Source organism: [Mycobacterium] manitobense, from assembly GCF_025821665.1.
Taxonomy (GTDB): Bacteria; Actinomycetota; Actinomycetes; order Mycobacteriales; family Mycobacteriaceae; genus Mycobacterium; species Mycobacterium arseniciresistens.
Genome location: NZ_JACKSJ010000185.1, coordinates 1 through 21,223, shown reverse-complemented (window position 1 = coordinate 21,223; position 21,223 = coordinate 1). Strand labels below are relative to the sequence as shown.

Annotated in this window: 19 protein-coding genes and 2 pseudogenes; 8 read left to right on the top strand and 13 right to left on the bottom strand. The window is 69.8% G+C overall.

Translation table 11 applies throughout. The features are described 5' to 3' along the window. Together H7I41_RS21560 and H7I41_RS21555 are read left to right on the top strand one after the other, a co-directional pair. The coding region (locus H7I41_RS21560; RefSeq protein WP_264014660.1) for an SDR family NAD(P)-dependent oxidoreductase at positions 1-651 on the top strand (651 nt) is incomplete at its 5' end. Next, the gene (locus tag H7I41_RS21555) at positions 648-1,922 is read left to right on the top strand and encodes a hypothetical protein (protein WP_264014659.1); all 1,275 of its coding nucleotides are present in this window, start codon (positions 648-650) and stop codon (positions 1,920-1,922) included. The genes H7I41_RS21560 and H7I41_RS21555, both read left to right, overlap by 4 nt. Positions 1,923-1,935: 13 nt before the next feature. Here H7I41_RS21555 and H7I41_RS21550 read toward each other — a convergent pair whose 3' ends face one another. The 6 genes from H7I41_RS21550 to H7I41_RS21525 all read right to left on the bottom strand — a co-directional run bounded on the left by H7I41_RS21550 (position 1,936) and on the right by H7I41_RS21525 (position 9,132). Next, positions 1,936-2,847 (bottom strand): DUF7064 domain-containing protein, encoded by a 912-nt coding sequence (locus H7I41_RS21550; protein WP_264014658.1) that lies wholly within the window; start codon positions 2,845-2,847, stop codon positions 1,936-1,938. After that, entirely contained in the window at positions 2,837-3,784 is a 948-nt protein-coding gene (locus H7I41_RS21545) for an SDR family oxidoreductase (protein ID WP_264014662.1), read from the bottom strand. The genes H7I41_RS21550 and H7I41_RS21545 overlap by 11 nt, the downstream gene beginning before the upstream one ends. After that, positions 3,778-5,004 (bottom strand): cytochrome P450, encoded by a 1,227-nt coding sequence (locus H7I41_RS21540; RefSeq protein ID WP_264014657.1) that lies wholly within the window; start codon positions 5,002-5,004, stop codon positions 3,778-3,780. Before H7I41_RS21540 ends, H7I41_RS21545 begins: the two co-directional genes overlap by 7 nt. Next, positions 5,001-5,669 carry a TetR/AcrR family transcriptional regulator gene (locus tag H7I41_RS21535; RefSeq protein WP_264014656.1) on the bottom strand — a complete coding sequence of 223 codons (669 nt, stop codon included), beginning with the start codon at positions 5,667-5,669 and terminating at the stop codon, positions 5,001-5,003. The genes H7I41_RS21540 and H7I41_RS21535 overlap by 4 nt, the downstream gene beginning before the upstream one ends. 128 nt (positions 5,670-5,797) lie before the next feature. Further along, a complete protein-coding gene (locus H7I41_RS21530; RefSeq protein WP_264014655.1) occupies positions 5,798-6,343 on the bottom strand; it encodes a YceI family protein in 546 nt (181 codons plus the stop codon). Positions 6,344-6,552: 209 nt separating this feature from the next. After that, on the bottom strand, positions 6,553-9,132 hold the full coding sequence (locus H7I41_RS21525; RefSeq protein ID WP_264014654.1) for a bifunctional FO biosynthesis protein CofGH: 2,580 nt from the start codon (positions 9,130-9,132) through the stop codon (positions 6,553-6,555). Between the two features lie 180 nt (positions 9,133-9,312). On the opposite strand from H7I41_RS21525, the gene H7I41_RS21520 reads away from it, so the two are divergent. After that, on the top strand, positions 9,313-10,497 hold the full coding sequence (locus H7I41_RS21520) for a hypothetical protein (protein WP_264014653.1): 1,185 nt from the start codon (positions 9,313-9,315) through the stop codon (positions 10,495-10,497). 7 nt (positions 10,498-10,504) lie between these two features. Here H7I41_RS21520 and H7I41_RS21515 read toward each other — a convergent pair whose 3' ends face one another. After that, positions 10,505-10,966: a hypothetical protein gene (locus H7I41_RS21515; RefSeq protein WP_264014652.1), complete on the bottom strand. Its 462-nt coding sequence runs from the start codon at positions 10,964-10,966 to the stop codon at positions 10,505-10,507. A gap of 120 nt (positions 10,967-11,086) precedes the next feature. Further along, a pseudogene (gene mshB, locus H7I41_RS21510) lies at positions 11,087-11,929 on the bottom strand (N-acetyl-1-D-myo-inositol-2-amino-2-deoxy-alpha-D-glucopyranoside deacetylase); the annotation flags it as partial. A 91-nt stretch (positions 11,930-12,020) separates the two neighbouring features. Here mshB and H7I41_RS21505 point away from each other — a divergent pair. Further along, the gene (locus tag H7I41_RS21505; protein ID WP_264014651.1) at positions 12,021-13,319 is read left to right on the top strand and encodes a chloride channel protein; all 1,299 of its coding nucleotides are present in this window, start codon (positions 12,021-12,023) and stop codon (positions 13,317-13,319) included. Here H7I41_RS21505 and H7I41_RS21500 read toward each other — a convergent pair. Beyond that, the gene (locus H7I41_RS21500) at positions 13,252-15,192 is read right to left on the bottom strand and encodes an ABC transporter family substrate-binding protein (protein WP_264014661.1); all 1,941 of its coding nucleotides are present in this window, start codon (positions 15,190-15,192) and stop codon (positions 13,252-13,254) included. The two genes, H7I41_RS21505 and H7I41_RS21500, sit on opposite strands and share 68 nt — an antisense overlap. A 75-nt stretch (positions 15,193-15,267) precedes the next feature. Next, the gene (gene typA, locus H7I41_RS21495) at positions 15,268-17,157 is read right to left on the bottom strand and encodes a translational GTPase TypA (protein WP_264014650.1); all 1,890 of its coding nucleotides are present in this window, start codon (positions 17,155-17,157) and stop codon (positions 15,268-15,270) included. Positions 17,158-17,288: 131 nt separating this feature from the next. On the opposite strand from typA, the gene H7I41_RS21490 reads away from it, so the two are divergent. Next, positions 17,289-17,456 carry a hypothetical protein gene (locus tag H7I41_RS21490; RefSeq protein ID WP_264014649.1) on the top strand — a complete coding sequence of 56 codons (168 nt, stop codon included), beginning with the start codon at positions 17,289-17,291 and terminating at the stop codon, positions 17,454-17,456. A 61-nt stretch (positions 17,457-17,517) separates the two neighbouring features. Next, on the top strand, positions 17,518-17,790 hold the full coding sequence (locus H7I41_RS21485) for a hypothetical protein (protein ID WP_264014648.1): 273 nt from the start codon (positions 17,518-17,520) through the stop codon (positions 17,788-17,790). Between the two features lie 4 nt (positions 17,791-17,794). Here the strand turns inward: H7I41_RS21485 and H7I41_RS21480 are convergent, their stop codons facing one another. Both H7I41_RS21480 and H7I41_RS21475 read right to left on the bottom strand, forming a co-directional pair. After that, positions 17,795-18,868 (bottom strand): hypothetical protein, encoded by a 1,074-nt coding sequence (locus H7I41_RS21480; protein WP_264014647.1) that lies wholly within the window; start codon positions 18,866-18,868, stop codon positions 17,795-17,797. A 63-nt stretch (positions 18,869-18,931) separates the two neighbouring features. After that, the gene (locus H7I41_RS21475; RefSeq protein ID WP_264014646.1) at positions 18,932-19,324 is read right to left on the bottom strand and encodes a (deoxy)nucleoside triphosphate pyrophosphohydrolase; all 393 of its coding nucleotides are present in this window, start codon (positions 19,322-19,324) and stop codon (positions 18,932-18,934) included. Between the two features lie 27 nt (positions 19,325-19,351). Between H7I41_RS21475 and H7I41_RS21470 the strand changes: the two genes are divergently transcribed. Continuing rightward, a complete protein-coding gene (locus H7I41_RS21470) occupies positions 19,352-19,639 on the top strand; it encodes a 4a-hydroxytetrahydrobiopterin dehydratase (RefSeq protein ID WP_264014645.1) in 288 nt (95 codons plus the stop codon). Here the strand turns inward: H7I41_RS21470 and H7I41_RS21465 are convergent. Continuing rightward, a complete protein-coding gene (locus tag H7I41_RS21465) occupies positions 19,581-20,846 on the bottom strand; it encodes a mannosyltransferase (protein ID WP_264014644.1) in 1,266 nt (421 codons plus the stop codon). The two genes, H7I41_RS21470 and H7I41_RS21465, sit on opposite strands and share 59 nt — an antisense overlap. A 141-nt stretch (positions 20,847-20,987) precedes the next feature. Here H7I41_RS21465 and H7I41_RS21460 point away from each other — a divergent pair. Continuing rightward, positions 20,988-21,223: pseudogene (locus tag H7I41_RS21460) on the top strand (hypothetical protein); the annotation flags it as partial.

Genomic DNA, 21,223 nt, shown 5'->3' with positions numbered 1-21,223 from the left:
CGCCGCGCCGACCGGCTCGCCGAGGTGGCCGCGGCCATCGAGGCCGACGGCGGCAGCGCGCTGCCCGTGCCCGCCGATGTGTCCGACAAGGCGGAGGTCACCGCCGCCGTGGCCGCCGCGGTGTCCCGGTGGGGCAGGCTGGACATCCTGGTGAACAACGCCGGCCTGATCCGCACGGGCGAGGCGGCCGCGGCCTCCCTCGACGACTGGGACGACCTGGTCACCGTCAACGTCCAGGGCGTGCTGTACGCGACGCGTGCCGCGCTGCCGCACCTCATCGACGCCGCCGCCGACTCGCCGCGCGGTGTGGCCGACGTGGTCACGGTCAGTTCGACCGCGGGCTGGGTGGCCCGGCCCGGCACCGCGGTGTACTCGTTGACGAAGTTCGGCGTCAACGCATTCAACGAGGGACTGCGGCAGGAACTCGTCGGCAGCCAGGTCCGCGTCGGAGTCGTCGGGCCCGGCACGGTCGACACCGAGATCAACGACCACCTGCCCGCCGAGTCCCGCGCGGCGATCGAGCAGCGCACCGCCGGGATGGTGAAACTGCGGCCGGAGGACGTCGCCGACGCGGTGACCTACATGGTGACGCGTGACCGCCGGGTGGCCGTCAACCACATGTTGGTGCGCGCCGCCGAGCAGACGTGGTGACCGGCGCCTGGCCCACCGGCGACCACCTCGGGATCGCGTTCCCCGCCCACATCGCCGCCCTGCGTGACGGCGGCCCCGCGTTCCTCACCGAGGGCTTCCGGGCGGCGGGGGCGCTGGACGCCGGCAACCGGGTCGTCCGCGTCGTCGGCTGCGACGAGGTGCCCGGCGGCAGCACCGGGCGCAAGGCGTCGCTGGATGTGGAGTACCTCCGATCCGGACCACCCACGGCACTGTTCGTGAAGTTCTCCCGCGACTTCGACGATCCGGTACGTGACCACGGCAGGACGCAGATGGCCGCCGAGGTCACCTTCGCCACGCTCGCCCAGGCACCCGGCTTCCCGATCGCGGTGCCGCGCACCATGTTCGCCGACTACCACGGCGACACCGGCACCGGCGTGCTGATCGCCGAGCGGATCCCGTTCGGCTGCAACGGCATCGAGCCGCAGCACCACAAGTGCCGCGACGACGAGCTGCCGTCGCCGCAGGAGCACTACCGCGCGCTGCTCACGGCGCTGGCCCGGCTCGTCGGCGCGCACAGGTCCGGGGTGCTGCCCGCCCATCTCACCGAGTCGTTCCCCGTCGACCTCAAGGCCGCCGCCGTCGGCGAACCGGCGCCGCTGACCGCCGACCGCCTCGACCGCCGCCTGGCGGCGCTCGGCGAGTTCGCGCGCGCCCACCCCGCGCTGCTGCCGGCCGGCGTGGGTTCGCCGGAGTTCCTCGGCCGGCTCGGCGAACAGGCCCGCGAGGTGATGCGCCGCGAGCCCGACGTCTGGCGCAGCCTGGCCGGCGCACCCGATCACATCGCGCTGTGCCACTGGAACGCCAACGTCGACAACGCGTGGTTCTGGCGGGACGCTGACGGCACCATGCGCTGCGGACTGCTGGACTGGGGCTGTGTGAGCCGGATGAACGTCGCCATGGCGATCTGGGGATCGCTCAGCGGCGCCGAAACCGCCCTCTGGGACGACAGTTTCGACGAGCTCACCGAGGTTTTCTGCGCCGAGGTCGCCGCCTCCGGCGGACCGCACCTCGATCCGGCGGGGCTGCGCAGGCACGTGCTGCGCTACACCGCACTGATGGGCATCACCTGGCTGCTCGGGGTGCCCGCGCTGGTGGCGGCCCGGGTGCCCGACGCAGGCCCGGACACCACCCGTTTCGACCCGCGCATCCGCGATGACGAGAGCGTGCGGGCGCCGCTGCAGATGCTGAGCAACGTCCTGCACCTCTGGCGCACGCGCGATATGGCCGCGGCCCTGGCCGAACTCGGCTAGCGCGCCGGGTGTTTCAGCGGATCAGCGACCGGATCTGCTCGCGGGGGAAGAACTCCTGGTCCTCGCCCCAGCCCTGCAGGCCGTCCCACCGCCAGTCGGTCAGCGTCCAGAACGTCATGCGGCCCGGCCAGCCGAGCCAGCGCAGCGCGGTGCGGACGTCGCCTTCGGCGTGCAGGCTGCGACCCAGGTGGTCCTCGGCGTCGAGCACGACCTGCGCGGGCGCGCCCGCACGTCGACTCAGCACGCGCCGGGTGCCCTTGACCAGCTCACCCAGTTCGCCATCGCGCATGAGGTAGCCACCGATGACGACGTCGCGGCCCGGTTCGCGGCTTGCGACGGTGATGGTGTGCCAGTGCGCTTCGGGTGAGGCGATCGCCCACAGGTAGTCACCCGGCCGCCGGGCGCCCGGATGGTGCGGACCCCACGTGCGGTCGCGCATCGAGTAGCAGTCGATGTCGGCCCGCTCGCCGTCGAGCACCAGCGATCCCGTCATCCGGCCCGGCTGGTCGAAGTGGTGCGGCGCGCCGCCGGTGCCGTCACCCAGCGTGTGCGGCGCCATCAGCGACGACCACTCCAGGTCGAATTCCAGCCCGGGTGCGTCGTACGACAGCCGGTAGCGGTGTGCGGGTTCGACAACCCTGTGGCGCAAAGAGTTCGGCAGGGTGAAGTCGTCGAAGTCCAGCGCGCCGGTGGGCGGTTGCTGCCACCGCCAGTCGTAGAAGAGGCAGTCGTAGACCTCCTCACCCGTCGGGTCCCACAGGGCCGGTCCGCCGCCGGCGATCCCGGTGCGCACGTCGTGGAAGTAGTAGACGAACCCGTTGATGTCGCGTTCGGGGACTGCGAAGCCGAACCAGCCGCTCTCGTTCCAGTAGGGGTCGTCGCCCGCGGGGTGGAACGTCTCGTCGCCGGAGAAGTCACCCGCCACAGGTCACCCCGGTGAGCCGCTCGGACAGCGCCCACAGCTCGCGGCAGTCGTTCTCGCTGTGCGCCAGCCGCGGCACCTTCGCGAATGTGATTCCGCCGCCTGCTGTCTCGTAGAGACCCCGCGGCCCGTAGTAGGCGCCGCCGCCCGCGGCCGGCGACACCGCGGCATAGAGCGCCGGCTTGATCGCCTCGTCGACCTCGAGCCACATGAACGGCAGCAGCCGCCACGTCAGCTGGGTGAGCCGGGCCTGCAGGGTCGGGGTATCGCGACCATACGAGGCGCCGCTGAGCAGGTTGGTCTTGGCCAGGCCCGGGTGTGCGGCATTGGACCTGACGGCCCAGCCGTTGCGCCGGCCCCGCCGGTCCAGTTCCATCGCGAACATCAACTGCGCCAGCTTGGCGAGGCCGTAGCTGTGCATGGGCTTGTAGCCGCGCTCGGCATTGGCGTCGGTGAAGTCGAGGTGGCGCTGCGTGGCGGCGATGCTGCTGACGGTGACCACCCGCGCGGACGGCGCCGCCCGAAGCAGCGGCATGAGGTGTGCGGTCAGCGCGAAGTGCCCGAGGTGGTTCGCGCCGAACTGCAACTCGAACCCGTCGCCGGTCTGCTGGCGGTGCGGCGGCGTCATCACCCCGGCGTTGTTGATCAGCACGTCGATCGGGCGGCCCTCCGCGCCGAGGTCGTCTCCCAGCGCGGCAACGCTTTCCAGCGAGGCGAGGTCCAGCGGCCTGATGGAGAGTTCGGCGGCGGGCACCGCAGTGCGGATGTCGTCGGCGGCCGCCTCGCCCTTGGCGCGGTTGCGGACCGCGAGCACCACGTCGGCGCCGGCCGCCGCCAGCGCCCGCGTGAGGCCGAGGCCCAGCCCGCTGTTGGCGCCGGTGACGACGGCGAGTCTGCCGGTGAGATCGGGAACGTCGAGGGTGAGACTGTCTTTCACCAGGTGACCGGCAGCTCGTAGAGGCCGTAGGCGAGGGCGTCGTCCTTGAACGGCAGCTCGTCGAGCGGCACGGCCAGCCGCATCGTCGGGATCCGGCGCAGCAGCGACGGCAGGACGATCTGCAGTTCCATGCGGGCCAGCTGCTGACCGACGCACTGGTGACGGCCGTAGCCGAACCCGACGTGCGGTCCGTTCTGGCGCAGCAGGTCCAGCCGGTCCGGGTCGGGGAACTGGCGGGTGTCCCAGTTGGCGGGGGCGACGTCGAGGATGATGCCCTCGCCGGCCCTGATCGTTTCGCCGTCGACTTCGATGTCCTCGACGGCGATGCGGCGCTGGCCGGTCTGGATGATGCTGCAGTACCGCATGAGTTCTTCGACGGCGGCGGCGACCACCTTGGGGTCGTCGGTGTCACGCAGCAGCGCCTGCTGTTCGGGGTTCTCGAGCAGCGCGACGACGCTGACGCTGAGTTGGCCGGCGGTGGTCTCGTGGCCGGCGATGAGCACCCCGGTGGCCAGCTGCGCCGCCTCCTTGACGCTGATCTCCTCGGCCTTGACCCGCTCGGCGAGGTCGGACACCAGGTCCTCGGCGGGGTCGGTCATCTTCGTGGTGATGAGGTTCATCAGGTACTTGAACAGCGCGCCTGCGCCTTTCGCGGAGTCCTCGGCGCTGGCGTAACGGCTCATGCCCCTGTTGGCCTGCTCCTGGAAGAACTCGGCGTCTTCGTACGGCACGCCGAGCATCTCGCTGATCACCAGCGACGGGACCGGCAGCGTGAGCTTGTCGACGATGTCGGCCGGTTGGGGGCCGGCGAGGATGGCGTCGATGTGGTCGTCGGTGATCTTCTGCACCGCGGGCCGCAATGCCTCGACGCGCTTGAAGGTGAACGGCCGCGACAGCATCCGGCGGTAGCGGGTGTGCTCCTCGGCGTCGGAGGTGAACACCGAGCGGGGCCGCCGGTCGACCGTGGCCAGCATGCCCTCGTTCCAGTGCGGATAGCCCGGCTTGCGGTCGTCGACGCTGGCGCGCGCGTCGGCGAACAGCGAGCGGATCGCCTCGTAGCCGGTGATCAGCCAGGGAGTGCTGCCGTCCCAGATGCGGACGCGGCTCAGCTGCCGGGTCGCGTTGGCCTGCAATGCCTCCGGCGGTGGCGCGAACGGGCAGCCCGGCGCGCGGGTCATCGGGAAGTCCGGGACGGTGTCGGCGTCGGGCAACACGTCGGTCATGGGCGATCCTTCGGTTGGGCGATCCGGACGGGTGCCTGCCACAGCCCGGCGATGGCGTCGACGAGGCCCTCCGCCGCAACCGGCCACGGTGATCGCGCCCTCGGGCCGTGTTCGGCGAGCGCACTCTCGTGTTCGGCGCAGGTGTGCATCAACAGGTTGCGGGCCATGACGATCCGTTCGAAGCGGACCCGTCGGGGCAGGTCCGGGAGGCAGCGGGTGATGCCGTCCATCGCCTGCACCAGCAGCGGCGAGCCGAGCGCATCCCTGGTCACCAGCTGGCGGCACTGCGGGTCGGCCATCGCCTGGGCGGCGAAGCGGGCGTACCAACTCGGGCTGCCCAGCGTGTCGAGGTGATCGGTCAGCGGGGTGACCAGTGCGCTTACCCAGTCGCTCAGGTCGGCCGAGCCGGCGATCTCGGCGAGCTTGCTGGCGCGCAGCGACTCGATCGGACCGCGGTGCTTGGCCTCGATGGCGCGCAACAGATCGGTGCGGGTGCCGAAGTGGTAGCAGACCGCGGCGTTGTTGCCCTGGCCGGCGGCCTCGCTGATCTGCCGGTTCGAGACGGCGTACATGCCGCGCTCGGCGAACAGGCGCTCGGCGGCGGTGAGGATCAGCTGGCGGGTGCCCGACGAGCGGTCGCTGCTGAGCACTCGCGCGGCGGTCACGGTTCCGAGTGAACTACGTCATCCGACTTAAATCAAGCAGTTTATTTAACTCGGCTGCGCCCACCACGCCGCGAGCGTGCGTGTCGACCAACAGACACGCACGCTCGCGGGACGAAGAGAACTCGGGGTCAGGCCTGCTTGAGGGCCTCGATCTCCAGGGTGATGGTGATCTTGTCGCCGACGACGGCGCCGCCGGTCTCGAGCGGCATGTCGAGGTCGATGCCGAAGTCCTTGCGGTTCAACACCACCGACGCCTCGAAGCCGGCGACCTCGCCGTGGCCCATGCCCGGGCTGACACCGTTGAACTCCAGGTCGAGGCTCACCGGCTTGGTGACGCCTTTGAGGGTGAAGTCACCGTCGAGGACGTGGCGGTCGCCATCGGCGCGCACGCCGGTCGAGGCGAAGGTCGCGGTCGGATAGGTGGCGGCGTCGAAGTAGTCGGCCGACTTCAGGTGTGCGTCGCGCTGCTCGTTGCGGGTGTTGATCGAGTCGACGGCGATCTCGGCGGTGACCGACGGGGCGCCGTCCTCGGCCACGGTGATCGCGCCGCTGAACGTGTCGAACGTGCCGCGCACCTTGCTCACCATGAGGTGGCGTACCGAGAAGGCGATGGTCGAGTGCACCGGGTCGATGACCCAGGTGCCGGCGGCGAGTGCGGTGGTTGCAGTGGTCATGGGATTCTCCTGATCCGAGCGTCGGCCCTTCCGACGTCCTTCACCCGTATCAAGCGGACTGCGGTCCGATTCATTCCCGAATGGCGCCGCCGCACCTATTCGTTCCATTCACACTGATGCGAGCGTGCGCGTTTGTACCCCCCCGACACGGCGTGTCGGCGTGCAGACACGCACGCTCGCGGAGCTACCTCGCGCAAAGCTGGACGCGCTCAGGCGGCCAGCGGGGTGTAGGTGGTGGTGCGCTGACGGGCCGGACGGCCGATGCCCTTGGCGATCGCGACGAGTTCCTCGACCGACTTCGCCGACCCGTTCTCCGAACCGGCCATCCGCGAGATGGTCTCTTCCATCAGCGTGCCGCCGAGGTCGTTGGCGCCACCCTGCAGCATCACCTGGGTGCGTTCGACACCCAGCTTGACCCAGCTCGTCTGGATGTGGTTGATGCGGCCGTGCAGCATGATTCGCGCCAGTGCGTGGACGGCGCGGTTGTCGCGGTGCGTCGGTCCCGGCCGGGCGCCGCCCGCCAGGTAAAGCGGCGAACTCTGGTGCACGAACGGCAACGGAACGAACTCGGTGAAACCACCGGTGCGGTCCTGGATCTCACGCAGCACCCGCAGATGCCCCACCCAGTGCCGCGGCTGGTCGACGTGGCCGTACATCATCGTCGAACTCGACTGCAGACCCACCTCGTGGGCGGTGGAGACCACCTCGACCCACATCGACGTCGGCAGCTTGCCCTTGGTGAGGATCCAGCGCACCTCGTCGTCGAGGATCTCCGCGGCAGTGCCGGGAATCGACCCGAGACCCGCCTCCCGCAGCGCGATCAGCCACTCCCGGATCGACAACCCGCTCTTGGTGACGCCGTTGGCGATCTCCATCGGGCTGAACGCATGCACGTGCATCGACGGCACCCGCGCCTTGACCGCGCGGACCAGGTCGGCGTAACCCGTCACCGGCAGTTCGGGGTCGATGCCGCCCTGCATGCACACCTCGGTGGCGCCGGAGACATGAGCCTCCCACGCCCGGTCGGCGACCTCGGCGGTGGACAGCGAGAACGCGTCCGCGTCACCCTTGCGCTGGGCGAAGGCGCAGAACCGGCACCCGGTGTAGCAGATGTTGGTGAAGTTGATGTTGCGGTTGACGACGAAGGTGACGTCGTCGCCCACCGCATCTCGGCGCAGCGAGTCCGCCAGCGCGGCAACGGCGTCCAACGCCGGCCCGTCGGCCGTCGCCAGCGCGAGATAGGCGTCGTCGGACAGACCCCCCGGGTCGCGTTCGGCGGCGCGCAGCGCGACCAGCACATCGGTGTCGATGCGCTCGGGCGCCCGGGATGCCAGATCGTGCACCTTCTCCCGGATCGACTCCCAGTCGCCGAAGGCGCTGCCGAGGTCGCTGCGCGTCTCGGTGCGTCGCCCCTCGCTGTCGATGGTCTCGTTCAGGTCGATCCGGCCGAGGGACTGCAGCGCCTCGTCGGGTTCCTGCCAGGGCCGCCCCACCGGGTTGACGTCGAGTGCGAGACCGGTGTCGGGGTCGGCCAGTGCGTCGACATGTCCGTGTACCCGCGGGTCGATCCACGCGGCGCCGCCCTGCACGTACTGCGGTTGCGCAGTCAGGCGCTGCGTCAGGTCGTAGCCGGCCTCGGCGGTGATCTCGGCCAGGTCGTCGAGCGCGGGCCACGGCCGCTCGGGGTTGACGTGGTCGGGGGTCAGCGGTGACACGCCGCCCCAGTCGTCGACGCCCGCGCCGATGAGCGCGAGGCACTCCTCGCGCGACACCAGGTTCGGCGGCGCCTGAATGCGCATCTTCGGGCCGAGGACCAGTCTGGTGACCGCGATCGTGGCGAGGAAGTCGTCGATGCCTGCGTCGGGCGTCGCGGCCATCGCGGTGTGGTCCTTGGCCCGGAAGTTCTGCACGATCACTTCCTGGACGTGACCGAACTCCTTGTGCGAGCGCCGGATCGCGTGCATCGTCTCGGCCCGTTCGGTCAGCGTCTCGCCGATGCCCACCAGCAGACCGGTGGTGAACGGGATGGACAACCGGCCCGCGTCGTCCAGCGTGCGCAGCCGGACCGTCGGATCCTTATCGGGGCTGGCGTAGTGGGCCAGCCCCTTGGTCTCGAACAGCCGACGCGACGTCGTCTCGAGCATCATGCCCATGGACGGCGCGACGGGCTTGAGCCGCGAGAGCTCCGACCAGCTCATCACGCCGGGGTTGAGGTGCGGCAGCAGGCCGGTCTCCTCGAGGACCCGGATCGCCATCGCCCGCACGTAGTCCAGGGTGGAGTCGTAGCCACGTTCGTCGAGCCACTGCCGGGCGTCGTCCCAGCGCACCTCCGGCCGGTCGCCGAGCGTGAAAAGCGCCTCTTTGCAGCCGAGTTCGGCGCCACGACGGGCGACTTCGAGGATCTCGTCGGGCTCCATGTACATGCCGTGGCCCTGTTGGCGCAGCTTGCCGGGCACCGTGACGAAGGTGCAGTAGTGACAGGTGTCCCGGCAGAGGTGGGTGACCGGGATGAAGACCTTGCGTGAATAGGTGACGGGCAGCCGGCCGCTGGACCCGCGCCGCCCGGCGGCCTCGAGACCCGCATCGCGGACGCGGGCCGCGCTGGCACAGAGGTCTTGCAGGTCCTCGCCACGGGCGGTCATCGCGATCGCGGCCTCGTCGACGTTCAGGGCGACGCCGTCGCGCGCGCGCCTCAGCACGCGTCTCAATGCTGCGGGAGTTGGCGCTCCGGACTTCGGGGGGACTACCGGGCTGGGCAGATCGGCGCCACGCTGGGGGTTCAGAGCCACTCCGGTGTAACCCCGCCGGTGTCGGAAATCATCCGCGCGTCTCACATCGTGAAACCACTGCTCCTGGCATACCGGCCACAGTAGTCCGCGGGCACCGCGATGTGACGGCCCGCCGGAGCAAATTGCCGCAGCAACGCTGGCAGTCGCGTATTTTAAGAGATTCGACCGCGAGGAGAAGCCATGTCCGTCTCCGTCCGCTCATATTTGATGGCGGGCGTGGCTGCAGTCGGCGCGGTGACGATCGCGATTCCCTCCCTGCATGTGGCGCCTCCGGACATCGCCGTCGACTCCACGCACGCCCCCACGGCGCCGACGGCGCTGACCGAACTGCTGGAGTCGGCTCAGCGGCAGATGGAGCCGTTCCTGCCGGATCCCCAGCGATCGGGCATGCCGGCACTAGGGCCCCACAGCGTTGTCATTCCCGGGGCGCTGACCTCGGTTCCCCCGCCGCCCACGCCACCGGCATTGCCGGGTGCCGGCCCCGCACCGCTCAACGCGGCCAGTGATCTGCTGATCTCGTCCTACCAGTTCATTCAGGAGTGGGTCGACTGGGGCGTCGACGTCGCCATCTATGCGACCCAGGTCTTCGGATGGGTACCGTTCGTGCCGCTGGCCGGCGCCCAGATCGACCTGTTCTACAACCAGCTGATCAGGCCGATCGCCGACAACGTCGTCTATGACTTCCTGGCCCCGGTGCTGAACGATCCTCTCAACCTCGGGGTGTGGATCGGCGGCGCCGCGAACGCGATCGGCGACAGCGTCATCGACGCCATCAACTTCGGCATCCAGGAGTTCAATTACTTCTTCGGCTGGGCCATCCCGCCGGTGCCACCGATCGGGCCGTTCGCGGCGGAGGACGGACTCCTGCGGACGGTCGCACTGGAGGACGGCCTGACGGGAGTCGCCGCGCAGGAGCTGCCGCCGGTCGTCGACACACCCAGCGAAGCCGTCGTGGACCAGGCGCCGCCGCTCGAGGAGGAGCCACTGCAGGTCGAGGCTGCTCCGCAGCCCGTGCCCGGCGGCGTCGACGTCCAGCCGGAAGCCGGCGTCGTGGTCGAGCCCGCGCCCGATCTCGTCGATCCCGCGGACGAGGCTCTCGACCCTGCGAGCAGGCCGGAGATCGTCGAGGATGCCGAGCAGGCCGCCGGCGCCAAGCCGCCCCGGGTGGCCAAGCGCGTGAACGAGCGGCTGCGCAAGGTCGCCGACGACGTCCGCACCGGCGTCCGCGGAGCGGTCAGTGAGGCGACGAAAGCCGCCGACCGTATCCGCAGCTCACTCAAGCCGAAGCGGCGGTCGGCCGAGACCGCGGGCGAACGGTCCGACAACGCGGATCCCGGCAACACCGACAACGGCGACGTCGGATAGCGCGGTTTCAGGAACGCTGGTTGTGGCGCCAGAGCACCCACACCGGCGGGGCGGTTCCGAGGGCGAGGTAGACCAGAACGGCGTAGGCCATCACGCCGGGACCGCCGAACACGATGTCTCCGCCGGGTCCGCCGAGCGTCAGCGCCGCCACGGTCAGTAGCCACGTCCACAGCGGTGTGGCCGCCAATCTGGTCGAGTCGGTCCAGTAGGTGGCCGCCCACACCAGGCCTGCATTGACGACGCCGGCCACGATTGCGCTGATCGGGAACGGTACGACGCCGATACGGAGCGGGAGGAACAGAGCGCCGAGCGCGGCGCAGACGATGCCGTCGACGGCGAGCACGATCAGCACGATGGCCCGCACGACGGGGTCGGACAAGGTGCTGTCCGCGGCAGCAAGTCCGCGGGTCTGCTGCGCGGTCAGGTGGGGATGCTGTCGAGCAATCCGGTCAGCGAACCGACCACCCACTGGAAGTTGTCCAGGCGGTCCTGCCAATGCTGCAGGTTGGGGTCAAGGTCGGGGTCCATGGATGTCCCTTCGACTGTCGCTGATTGACGTGGAGCCTACTCCGTCGGAGTTCGGCTGGGCCAGGATCAGGCCCGCCAGGAGGTCGGTCTCCCAACCTCGGGCGTCGCGGTCGCCGGACTCCCCCGAGACGAGGACGTAGTGCTCGTGCGCGAGGACCGGCATGGCGAGTGTGTTGGACAACGCGAAGGACTGACCGTTCGGCGCGACGGTGACCTGGGTGGCGTGCGCACGAAGGGCCGCGATCTTGGCGGGGAGTACGTCGGTGGCGTCGACGACGGCGTCGATCCTGTCGTCGGCGTAGCCGAACGGCACCTGGTCGATGCGGGTCCAGTCCGCCGGGACGTCGCTCATCGACGAGAGAGCCTGTTCGGCGGCGCTGGTGGCGATGACGGTCCAGTAGAACTTGGGCACCCGCCACGCGGCCGCTTCGACCGCGGCGGTGGTGATCCGGTGGGCCTGGATGTGGTCGGGGTGGCCGTAACCGCCGTCCGGGTCGTAGGTTACGACGACGTGCGGGCGAAGGTCGTCGATGATCGCGGCCAGTGCGCCGACCGCCTCGTCGTGGTCGGCGTCGACGAAGCGACGGTGCCGCCGCGGCGGGGTACCCTCCATGCCGGAGTCCCGCCAGTGTCCGGGTCCGCACAAGTAATGAGGTGATTCCAGTCCGAGTGCGCGCAGCGCGGCGGTCAGTTCGGCGATGCGGTAGCCGCCGAGTTGGTCGGCCTCGTCCACGGTCAGCTGGCGGTACCGTTCGCCGATGACCTCGCCCTCTTCCCCAAGGGTGCAGGTGACGACGTGCACCTGCGCACCACGGCCGACGTAGTGGGCGATCGTCCCGCCGGTGGTGATCGTCTCGTCGTCGGGATGGGCGTGTACGAAGAGCAGGCGCGGCGTCTCGGGCATCGACGCTGACCCTAGTCGCAGGCCGGCCGGCGTCCACCGGCAACCGACCGCTTCGACGTCTTCGGGCCGGGCGGTGACGTAGGTTCACCAGGTGAGTCGGCGGAGCCTCGAGTTCGGTTGCGCAGTAGTGCTCGTCGGCCTCCTTGCCGGCGTCGCGGGGATGGCGACCACGCTGCTCCTGCATGCCGTCGAACACCTCACCTATCACTACTCGTTCGGGACGCTGCTCGACGGTGTGGACAGCAGCAGCCCGATGCGCCGTGCGCTCGGCCCCATGGTCGGTGGCGCACTCGCCGGATTCGGCTGGTATCTGCTGCGCCGCCGCACCGAGGTGCCGAGCCTGTCCGGCGCCATCGCCGATCACCGGCCGATCCCCCGCATCTCGATGTCGATCGATGCGGCACTGCAGGTCCTCGTGGTGGGGTCGGGCGCGTCGCTCGGCCGCGAGGGGGCGCCGCGCCAGTTCGCGGCCGCGCTGGGTGACGCGGGCACCTCGCGCTGGGCACTCACCCCGCACGACCGTGAGATCCTGCTCTACTGCGCGGCGGGTGCGGGACTCGCCGCGGTCTACAGCGTTCCGCTCGGCGGAGCGTTGTTCGCCACGCAGATCTTGATGCGCACCTGGCACCCACGGGCGCTCGGCACCGCGCTCATCACGTCGAGCCTGGCCGTGGCGGTGGCGTCGCCGGTGACTCACGAGTCGCCGCCGCTCGACTGGCCCGACCCGTCACTGTCCTATCTCCTCATCGCCTTCGCGGTCGTGCTCGCGCCACTCGCCTTCGGCGTCGGGATGGTGTTCAACCGGTTGATGGCCGCGGCACGGCCGGCGGCAGCGGTGAAGTCCTGGATGCTGGTGCCCGCGGTCGCGGCGGTGGGTCTGCTCGTCGGCGTCTGTTCGTTGCACTGGCCCGAACTGCCCGGCAACGGGAAGAGCATCCTGACCGTCAGTCTCGACAGCGGCATGACGCTGAGCGCCGCCGCGGCGATCCTGCTTCTCAAACCGCTGCTGACCGCTTCATACCTGCGGGCCGGGGCGGTCGGCGGCCTGCTCACACCGGCGCTCGCCACCGGGGCTGCGATGGGGTCGCTGGTGGCGCTGGCCATCTCCAGCTGGACGGAGCTGGCGGTCAGCGTGCCCGCCGTGTCGCTCGCCTGCGCCGCGGGCGTTCTGGCGATCACGCAGCGGGCCCCGATGTGGGCGGCGCTGTTCGTCTGGGAACTGGCCAGGCCGCCGTGGTGGCTGCTCGTCGTCTTCCTGGTGGCCGCCCTCGCCGCGCACGGACTGCGACTCCTGACCGAACGTCGTGCCGGCCCGCCGCGTTCTACCGGTTCTTGGTCCAGTTTCCGGCGTCGCCGACGATCCCCACCGGGACCGCGCCGCTCAGGCTGACGTTCTGCACGCTCGGGCCGGCGGCCACGATCGTGGTGTCCTGCAGGATGGGCAGCACCGTCGACATGTTCCACAGCCGTGGTTCGACGGCCTCGATCACCTCGGCGATCGGCTCGGTGCCGTCCAGCGCCGCATCGATCTTCGGTTGCAGACTGCGATCACAGATTCCGGTGATGTTGCTCGGTGCCTGCACCAGCTCGCCGGTCTCGGGATCCGGCGGCGGTGCCGACGGCGTCGCGGTGGCGCTCGGGGGTGGAGGCGGGGGCGGTGCATCGGTTCGGGGCGGCGGCGCCGACGTGGGTGCTGCGGTCGGGACCGGCGTCGCCTCGAGCGCCCGGCAGCCGTAGCGCGACGCCAGTGACGTGGCGAGGTCTCCCCCGGCCGCATGCCAGCCGACCACCGCGTCCACCCGGTTGTTGGCCAGCGCCTCGCCGTAGAGCGTGACCGGGTCGAGCGCCAGCACCGAAGCCTCGATGCCGACGTTGCGCAACTGATCGGCCGCCGTGTTGGCCACCGCCACAGACGTCGGATCGTTCACCGCCACACCGAGAACCAGGGACAGCGGCACGCCGTCCTTGGTGATCCGGCCGCGGTCGTTGTCGGGCGCCGGCGTTCCGGGCGTCGGCGGCGGCGGGTTCTCCACCGGCGCCACCTCGTAGCCCGCGTCGGCGAGCAGGCCGAGTGCCGCCTCGGTGCCCAAGGCGGGCGGTGCGGTCGGCACGTAGCCCGGATCCGACGGCGTCCGGACCTGAGCCTGGGCCAGCGTCACGGTGTTGTCGTCACCGGCGCCCACCGACGCCAGCAGATCGACGTCGAACAGACCCAGGACGGCCTTGCGCACCTGCGCTTCGGCCAGCTTCGGCTGCCCGGCCCGCAGCGTCACCTGCATCACGCGCGGTGTCACGATGCGAGCCGTTCTGACGTCGGGTATCGCGCTGAGCTGAGCGAAAGTGGCTGCGCCGCCGTGTATCTGGGCGACCTGCGTGTCACCGTTGCGGATCGAGTCGGCGAGTGCGGCAGGGGATCCGCCGCGACGGAACAGCACCTGGTCGGGTTTGGCCGGACCACTCCAGAACCGGTCGTTGCGGGCGAGCAGGATCTCGTCGCGCTGCGGATCGATGTCGTCGACGCGGAACTTGCCCGCGGTGACGGGCATGGCACGCGCCAGACCGGCCCCGAATCCACCCGGTACGTCCTTGACGATGTGCGCCGGGAGGATGTTGTTGAACAGTTCCCGCCACGCCGGGTAGGGCTGGGAGAAGGTGACGACGGCCTGTTTGCCACCCTCGACCGACTGGACACCGGTGATCAGGTCATAGCCGGCCGGATCGACGACGCCCGGCTGGCTGACCATCTGCTGCCACAGGTACCAGTAGTCGTCAGCGGCCACCGGCGCGTTGTCGGTCCACTGCGCCTCCGGCTTGATCGTGTAGGTGACGGTGAATGGGTTCCGGTTGGTCACCTCGGCCGACTCGAGCAGCGCGGTGTCGAGTTCCCATCGCGAACCGGTCGGCGACGCCGGGTCCGGCACGGGCCGGAACGAGCTCGGCAGCACCAGTGCGGCGATCGCTGCGTTGACCGGGGACTGGTCGGAGAGCAGATGTGGGTTGAATCCGGGGCCGATCGAGTCGATGGCCATGATGATCTGCGTCGCCTTGGGCGGCGGTGGCGTCACGGACTCCGTGGTCTCGGTGCTCTGCGGGGCGGGCGGTGGGCTCACCGTGCATCCGCCGAGCAGCAACGCCGGCACCGACACCAGTGCGCCGAGCCTCGCGCAGGACTGGCGAGTTCGATTCGGCACGCCCCTCAGGGTATCGGCCGTCCTCCGCGCCGCCGCACGCGAGCAAATCAGTGGCTTGCCCAGGGTGATCATGGTTCCCACGAGCTCGTTTGCTGAGGCGATGCGTGGAGCCGGCCACGGCACCCGCCGTGGCCGGTTTCCCGTCGGCTAGTTCTGGGCCTTGGCCCGGGCCTTCGCGCGCGCCCGCAGGCTCGCGGTCAGCTCCACCTTGCGCACCCTGACGATCTCCGGGGTGACCTCGACGCACTCGTCCTCGGCGCAGAACTCCATGGCCTGTTCGAGGCCGAGTTCGAGCGGCCGGGCCAGCGTCTCCATGACGTCGGCCGTGGAGGACCGCATGTTGGTCAGCTTCTTCTCCCGGGTGACGTTGATGTCGAGGTCTTCGGCGCGCGGATTGATGCCGACGACCTGACCCTCGTAGGTGTCATCGCCCGGTTCGACGAAGAACTGCCCGCGGTCGGACAGCTGGATCATCGCGAACGGCGTCACCGACCCCGTGCGGTCCGACACGAGCGACCCGGTGTGGCGGGCGCGGATCTCCCCGGCCCAAGGCCGGTATCCGTCGAACACCGCGTTGGCGATGCCGGTGCCGCGGGTGAGCGTCAGGAAGTCGGTGCGGAAGCCGATCAGCCCGCGGCTGGGCACGATGAAGTCCATCCGGACCCAGCCCGCCGCGTGATTGGCCATCTCCTCCATGCGGCCCTTGCGGGCGGCCATCAACTGCGTGATGGCGCCTACGAACTCCTCGGGGCAGTCGATCGTCATGGCCTCGAACGGCTCGTGCAGCTTGCCGTCGATCGTGCGGGTGACCACCTGCGGCTTGCCCACGGTCAGCTCGAAGCCCTCGCGGCGCATCTGCTCGACGAGCACGGCCAGCGCGAGCTCGCCTCGGCCCTGCACCTCCCAGGCGTCGGGGCGGCCGATGTCGACGACCTTGATGGAGACGTTGCCGATGAGTTCGCGGTCCAGCCGGTCACGCACCATGCGGGCGGTGAGCTTGTGCCCGGACACCTTCCCCGCCAGCGGCGAGGTGTTGGTGCCGATCGTCACCGAGATCGCCGGTTCGTCGACCGTGATGCGCGGCAGCGCGTGCGCGTGTTCGGGGTCGGCCAGCGTGTCGCCGATCATGATCTCGGGCAGGCCGGCGACCGCGACGATGTCACCGGCGATCGCCTCGTCGGTGGGATTGCGTTCGACGCCGACGGTCGCCAGCAGCTCGGTGATCTTGGCGTTGGTGACCACGGGCACGCCGTCGACCTCGCGCATCCACGCCACCTGCTGGCCCTTGCGCAGCTTGCCCTTGTAGATGCGGATCAGCGCGAGCCGGCCAAGGAAGGCCGACGCGTCGAGGTTGGTCACCAGCGCCTGCAGCGGCGCCTCGGGATCGCCCTGCGGCGGCGGGATATGTTGCAGCAGAACGTCGAACAGCGGGTCGAGATTCTCGCCCTCGGGATTCTCGCCGTTGGCCGGCTCGATGGTGCTCGCGATGCCCGCCCGGCCGGACGCGTACAGCGTCGGCAGCCCGAGCGCGAATTCGGCCGCCTTCTGCGCCTCCTCGTCGAGGTCCGACGCGACGTCGAGCAGCAGGTCGTGACTCTCGGAGACGACCTCGGCGATGCGCGCGTCCGGACGGTCGGTCTTGTTGACCACCACGATCACCGGAAGGTGCGCGCCGAGCGCCTTGCGCAGCACGAAGCGGGTCTGCGGCAGCGGGCCCTCCGAGGCGTCGACGAGCAGCAGCACACCGTCGACCATGGACAGGCCGCGTTCGACCTCGCCGCCGAAGTCGGCGTGGCCGGGCGTGTCGATCACGTTGATGACCGTCATGCCGCCGTCGGCATGGTGCCGGTGCACCGCGGTGTTCTTGGCCAGGATGGTGATGCCCTTTTCCTTCTCCAGGTCACCGGAGTCCATCAGCCGTTCGATCGCATCGTCACCGCGGTGCGTCAGCGCACCGGACTGCCGCAGCATCGCGTCCACGAGGGTCGTCTTGCCGTGGTCGACGTGGGCGACGATGGCGACGTTCCGAAAATCCACGTCGCTCAGTGTGGCAGCGCCGGACAGCTATCGCGAAATGCAGCAAGGCAGGTCACACCGCCCGCGCAGGCCATGGCACAGTGGGTAACCGCATTACCACCACGATCGCGACCGGCAGGGATCCCCAATACGTGACGACGTCCAAGTACGCCGACCTCAGGCCGAAGAAGAAATGCTGTCGCAGCAAGCCGCGCTGCAAGCGCTGCCCGCTGGTCCTGCATCGTGTCCACAAGGCCGAACTCAACGGCATTCGCGGCAAGGAACTGGAGAAGGTGTTCAAGCGCGCCCGCAAGCACTGACCTGCGAGTATCGTCGACGGCAGCCGTCGAAAGGCGTCATTCCGGCGGCCGGAGGTACACCATGTCGGTCTACGAGGTGCTCACCGTCACCCTGATCGTCGTGCTGGCAAGCGCCACCGTCATCGCCATCTACATCGGAATGATGAACTGGTTCCGTGCGGCCTACGTCGTGCGGTGCGCCGCGTGTCACCACCTGACGGTCTCGTCGGCGAACGAGCCGCAACAATCCTGCCCGCACTGTCGCCACCCGGTGCTGCTGCACCCGGTGCACGCGGTGCACCACCCGCGAAGCGTGCACCAGCTGCGGGTGGTGGGCGACCGCCTGCGCTACTGACCCGTCACGGGTAGGAGAGCAGCACCAGCACCCGGCCCTCGGCAGGCGGGGCGGGGAAGTCGGCCTCGTCGAAGCCGTAGTACTCCCGTTGATCGTCGGTGACGTGGTCGATCACCTCGCCCTGGGCGGCCACCTCGTCGCCGCGGACGTCCTTCATCATCCCGACGAAGTCCGGCACCGACATCGACTCGGCCAGCAGCAGCACGTCGCCGCCCTCGGCGAGGTCGACGAGCACCCCCGCGCCGGCGTAGTTGTTGCCACCCCGGCCGGTCCCGCGCGGCGCCCAGTACACCGCGTCCGACCCGAGGGTGCCCTGCACGCGGCGGTACTCACCGGGGTGCTCGACGCCGTCGCCGACCGTGACGACCGGCAGCGCGGCGACGGTCCGGTGCTGCTGCCAGAACATCCAGCCCAGCGTCACCCCCGCGAAGCCGTACATGAGGACCAGCAGCATCAGCACCGGCTTCCAGGCGATCTCCCATGCCAGCCGCCGCACCGACATCCCGGACTCCGGCCTGTCCAGTTGCCTTTGGCCGAACCGGAACACGTACCACGCCAGCACGCGCGCCAGGGCCATCGCCGCCAGGATGCCCAGGCCGACGTAGCCCGCCACCCGCCAATAGAAGGTGTTGTCGCCGTGGTTCGCCGTCATCGCCACCATCACCGCGGGGATGGGGGCGGTGATGAGCAACAGCAACGCGTAGCTCGGATGACTCGTCAAATACATGTAATGAGTTGTCCACGAACGATTCCCGCCGAACACGGTGACGTCGCCCAGGTCGGCGCTCACCATCGGTGTCCACGACCCGCGGACCACCCGAGGCCGCACCAGACCGCGCACGAAGAAGAAGCCGCACACCAGCGCCAGCACCAGCGCACCCCAGAACACCGCAGGCAACCGCTCGCCGGTACCCGGCACCCCGAACGCGCCGCGGATGTCGACGACCTTGGCGATGAAGAACATCAGCGGCACGGCGAAGAAGAACTCGACGAGCCAGATCTGGATGAGTTGCGGGATGCGGGAACCGATTCGGTCGAAGGCGAGCACACCTCGCCAGATGAACCGCAGCACGCGCATGGACCGCAAGATTAATGCGCGGCCGTACCCGATTAGGCAACTATCGCTGGGGTGCGGGTGACGTCAGACCGAAGCGAGGGCGGCCGCCAGGTCCGGCAGCCACGCGCGGTCGGCCGGGACCCACGGCAGGCCGTCGAGCTCGTGGGCGCCGACCCAGCGCAGTGCCCGGTGGTCGTTGGGCGCCGGCACACCGTCGGTCTGCGTGACCAGGTACGCGCGCAGCACCATCGTGTCGGTCAGCGCGACGTCGGCGCCGAGTCGCTCGCCGACCGTCACCTCGATGCCGAGTTCCTCACGCAGTTCCCGGATCAGCGCCGCGGCGTCGCTCTCCCCCGCCGCGACCTTGCCGCCCGGCAGCTCCCACAGCCCGGCCAGTTCGGCCGGCCGGGCGCGCTGCGCCACCAGCAGCGAGGTGCCCGAGATCAGCGCACCCGCAACGACGATCTGCCCGTTCATCGTCGCCGACGGTATACCGTCGAGGACATGGCTGTGTTAACGGACGAACAGGTGGACGCCGCACTGCCCGACCTCAACGGCTGGGAGCGCGCCGACGGAGCGCTGCGGCGGTCGGTCGAGTTCCCCGCATTCCTCGACGGCATCGACGCCGTGCGACGGGTCGGCGAGCACGCCGAGGCGAAGGACCACCACCCTGATATCGACATTCGTTGGCGGACGGTGACTTTCGCGCTTGTCACCCACTCCGAGGGCGGGATCACGGAGAAGGACGTGGAGATGGCTCGCGATATCGACGGGATCGTCGGCCGGCCGTAGCGATCCAGGCCAGGGTCGCCAGCGTGGCGACGATGTAGATCAGTCCCGCCCAGGCCAGATACCAGGGTCTGCTGATCTCCCAGATGGTGGGCTGGGCGAAGCTGAGCAGCCACGGCACGCCGACCAGGGTGAGCGCGAGCCAGCCCCACCCCAGGATCCGCGCGCCCGGCAGGTCGCGGCGCGGGCCGTGCAGCAGCCAGATCATCAGCGGCAGCACCCAGACCCAGTGGTGCGTCCAGGAGATCGGTGACAGCAGCAGCCCGAAGAGTTGCACCACCACGATGGCGCCGAGGCGGTCGGCACTGCCACCGATCGCCCGCCACGCCAGCACGGCCAGCACCGCGGTGATCATGATGCCCGCCACCACGGCCGGCCCGTAGCCGGCGTCGTGTCCGAGGATCCGTGAGATCCCGCCGCGCCAGGACTGGTTGAACGACGTCCCGATCGGCCCCACCCGGTCGGCGTCGCCGAGCAGTTCGGTGAAGTAACGCCGGGTCTGGTCACCGATCACGAGCGCGGCGATCCCGATGGTGCCGGCGAACACGACCGCCGAGAACACCGCGGCGCCCCACCGGCGGGCGCCGACGAGGTACAGGCCTGCCACGGCCGGGGTCAGCTTCACGCCGGCGGCCAGGCCGACGAGCAGGCCCGAGAGCCACCACCGGGTGGTGAGCACCGCGCAGAGCACCGCCAGCACCAGCAGCACGTTGACCTGTCCGTAGTCGAAGGTGCTGCGCAGCGGTTCGAGCCAGATGCCCACCGCGGTCCACAGCAACGCGATCCGCCGGTCACCTGGGGCGCCGCCGGACAGCAGGCGCTGACTGACCCGCACCACGCCGTAGAGCGCAGCGACGATGCCGACCTGCCACGCGAACGCCACCAGCCCGAAGGGCAGCAGGTGCAGCGGATAGAAGACGATCGCGGCGAACGGCGGATAGGTGAACGGCAGCGGGAAGTCGGGCGTCTGATCGGCGTAGACGTAGTCGTAGAGGGTGCCGGGTCGATCGAGGGCACCGGCGCCGCCGACATAGACGTGCAGGTCGACGAAGTTCGCGCCGTTGGCCGCCAGATAGGTCCAGGCGAATCGGGCGGCGATGCTCAGCACCAGCAGCACGGGCGCCGCCGCGGCCAGCTTCGTCGCGAGCGAGCGGTGCGTCGGCCCCGGGCGGGCAGCGGGTGAGGCGTCTATCCCGTCGACTTTAGACATCGGCCTTCAGACACCTGCCCCAGTGTCACCGATTACCTACACCTCAGTCACGGTTGCATAAATGCCACACGTGTCACTTGAGTAACACCAGTAACTCCGTAGCTTCGGGTGCAGGCCTGCTGACAACCGATTGGGAGAATCATGAAGTTCACCAGAAAAGCGTTCGCCACCAGCGTGATTGCCGCTGTGGGCGCCGTTCCGCTCGCGCTGGCGTTCAGTGCGGTCGCCACCGCCCAGCCCGCCGCGCCGGCGCCCGTTCCGGCGGTGCCGGGTCTCGAGCAACTCGCCAACGCGCCGCAGATGCTGCAGGGCATGGCCTCGGCCCTGACCGGCACCCCCGCCGCGCCGGTCACCCCGCCGCCCACCGCCAGCGCCCA

Coding starts and splice junctions, on each gene's coding strand:
- H7I41_RS21475 (WP_264014646.1), bottom strand. CDS start 19,324: ATGAACGGGCAGATCGTCGTTGCGGGTGCGCTGATCTCGGGCACCTCG.
- H7I41_RS21485 (WP_264014648.1), top strand. CDS start 17,518: ATGTCGGTCTACGAGGTGCTCACCGTCACCCTGATCGTCGTGCTGGCA.
- H7I41_RS21500 (WP_264014661.1), bottom strand. CDS start 15,192: ATGATCACCCTGGGCAAGCCACTGATTTGCTCGCGTGCGGCGGCGCGG.
- H7I41_RS21530 (WP_264014655.1), bottom strand. CDS start 6,343: ATGACCACTGCAACCACCGCACTCGCCGCCGGCACCTGGGTCATCGAC.
- H7I41_RS21480 (WP_264014647.1), bottom strand. CDS start 18,868: ATGCGCGTGCTGCGGTTCATCTGGCGAGGTGTGCTCGCCTTCGACCGA.
- H7I41_RS21470 (WP_264014645.1), top strand. CDS start 19,352: ATGGCTGTGTTAACGGACGAACAGGTGGACGCCGCACTGCCCGACCTC.
- H7I41_RS21465 (WP_264014644.1), bottom strand. CDS start 20,846: ATGTCTAAAGTCGACGGGATAGACGCCTCACCCGCTGCCCGCCCGGGG.
- H7I41_RS21540 (WP_264014657.1), bottom strand. CDS start 5,004: ATGACCGACGTGTTGCCCGACGCCGACACCGTCCCGGACTTCCCGATG.
- H7I41_RS21520 (WP_264014653.1), top strand. CDS start 9,313: ATGTCCGTCTCCGTCCGCTCATATTTGATGGCGGGCGTGGCTGCAGTC.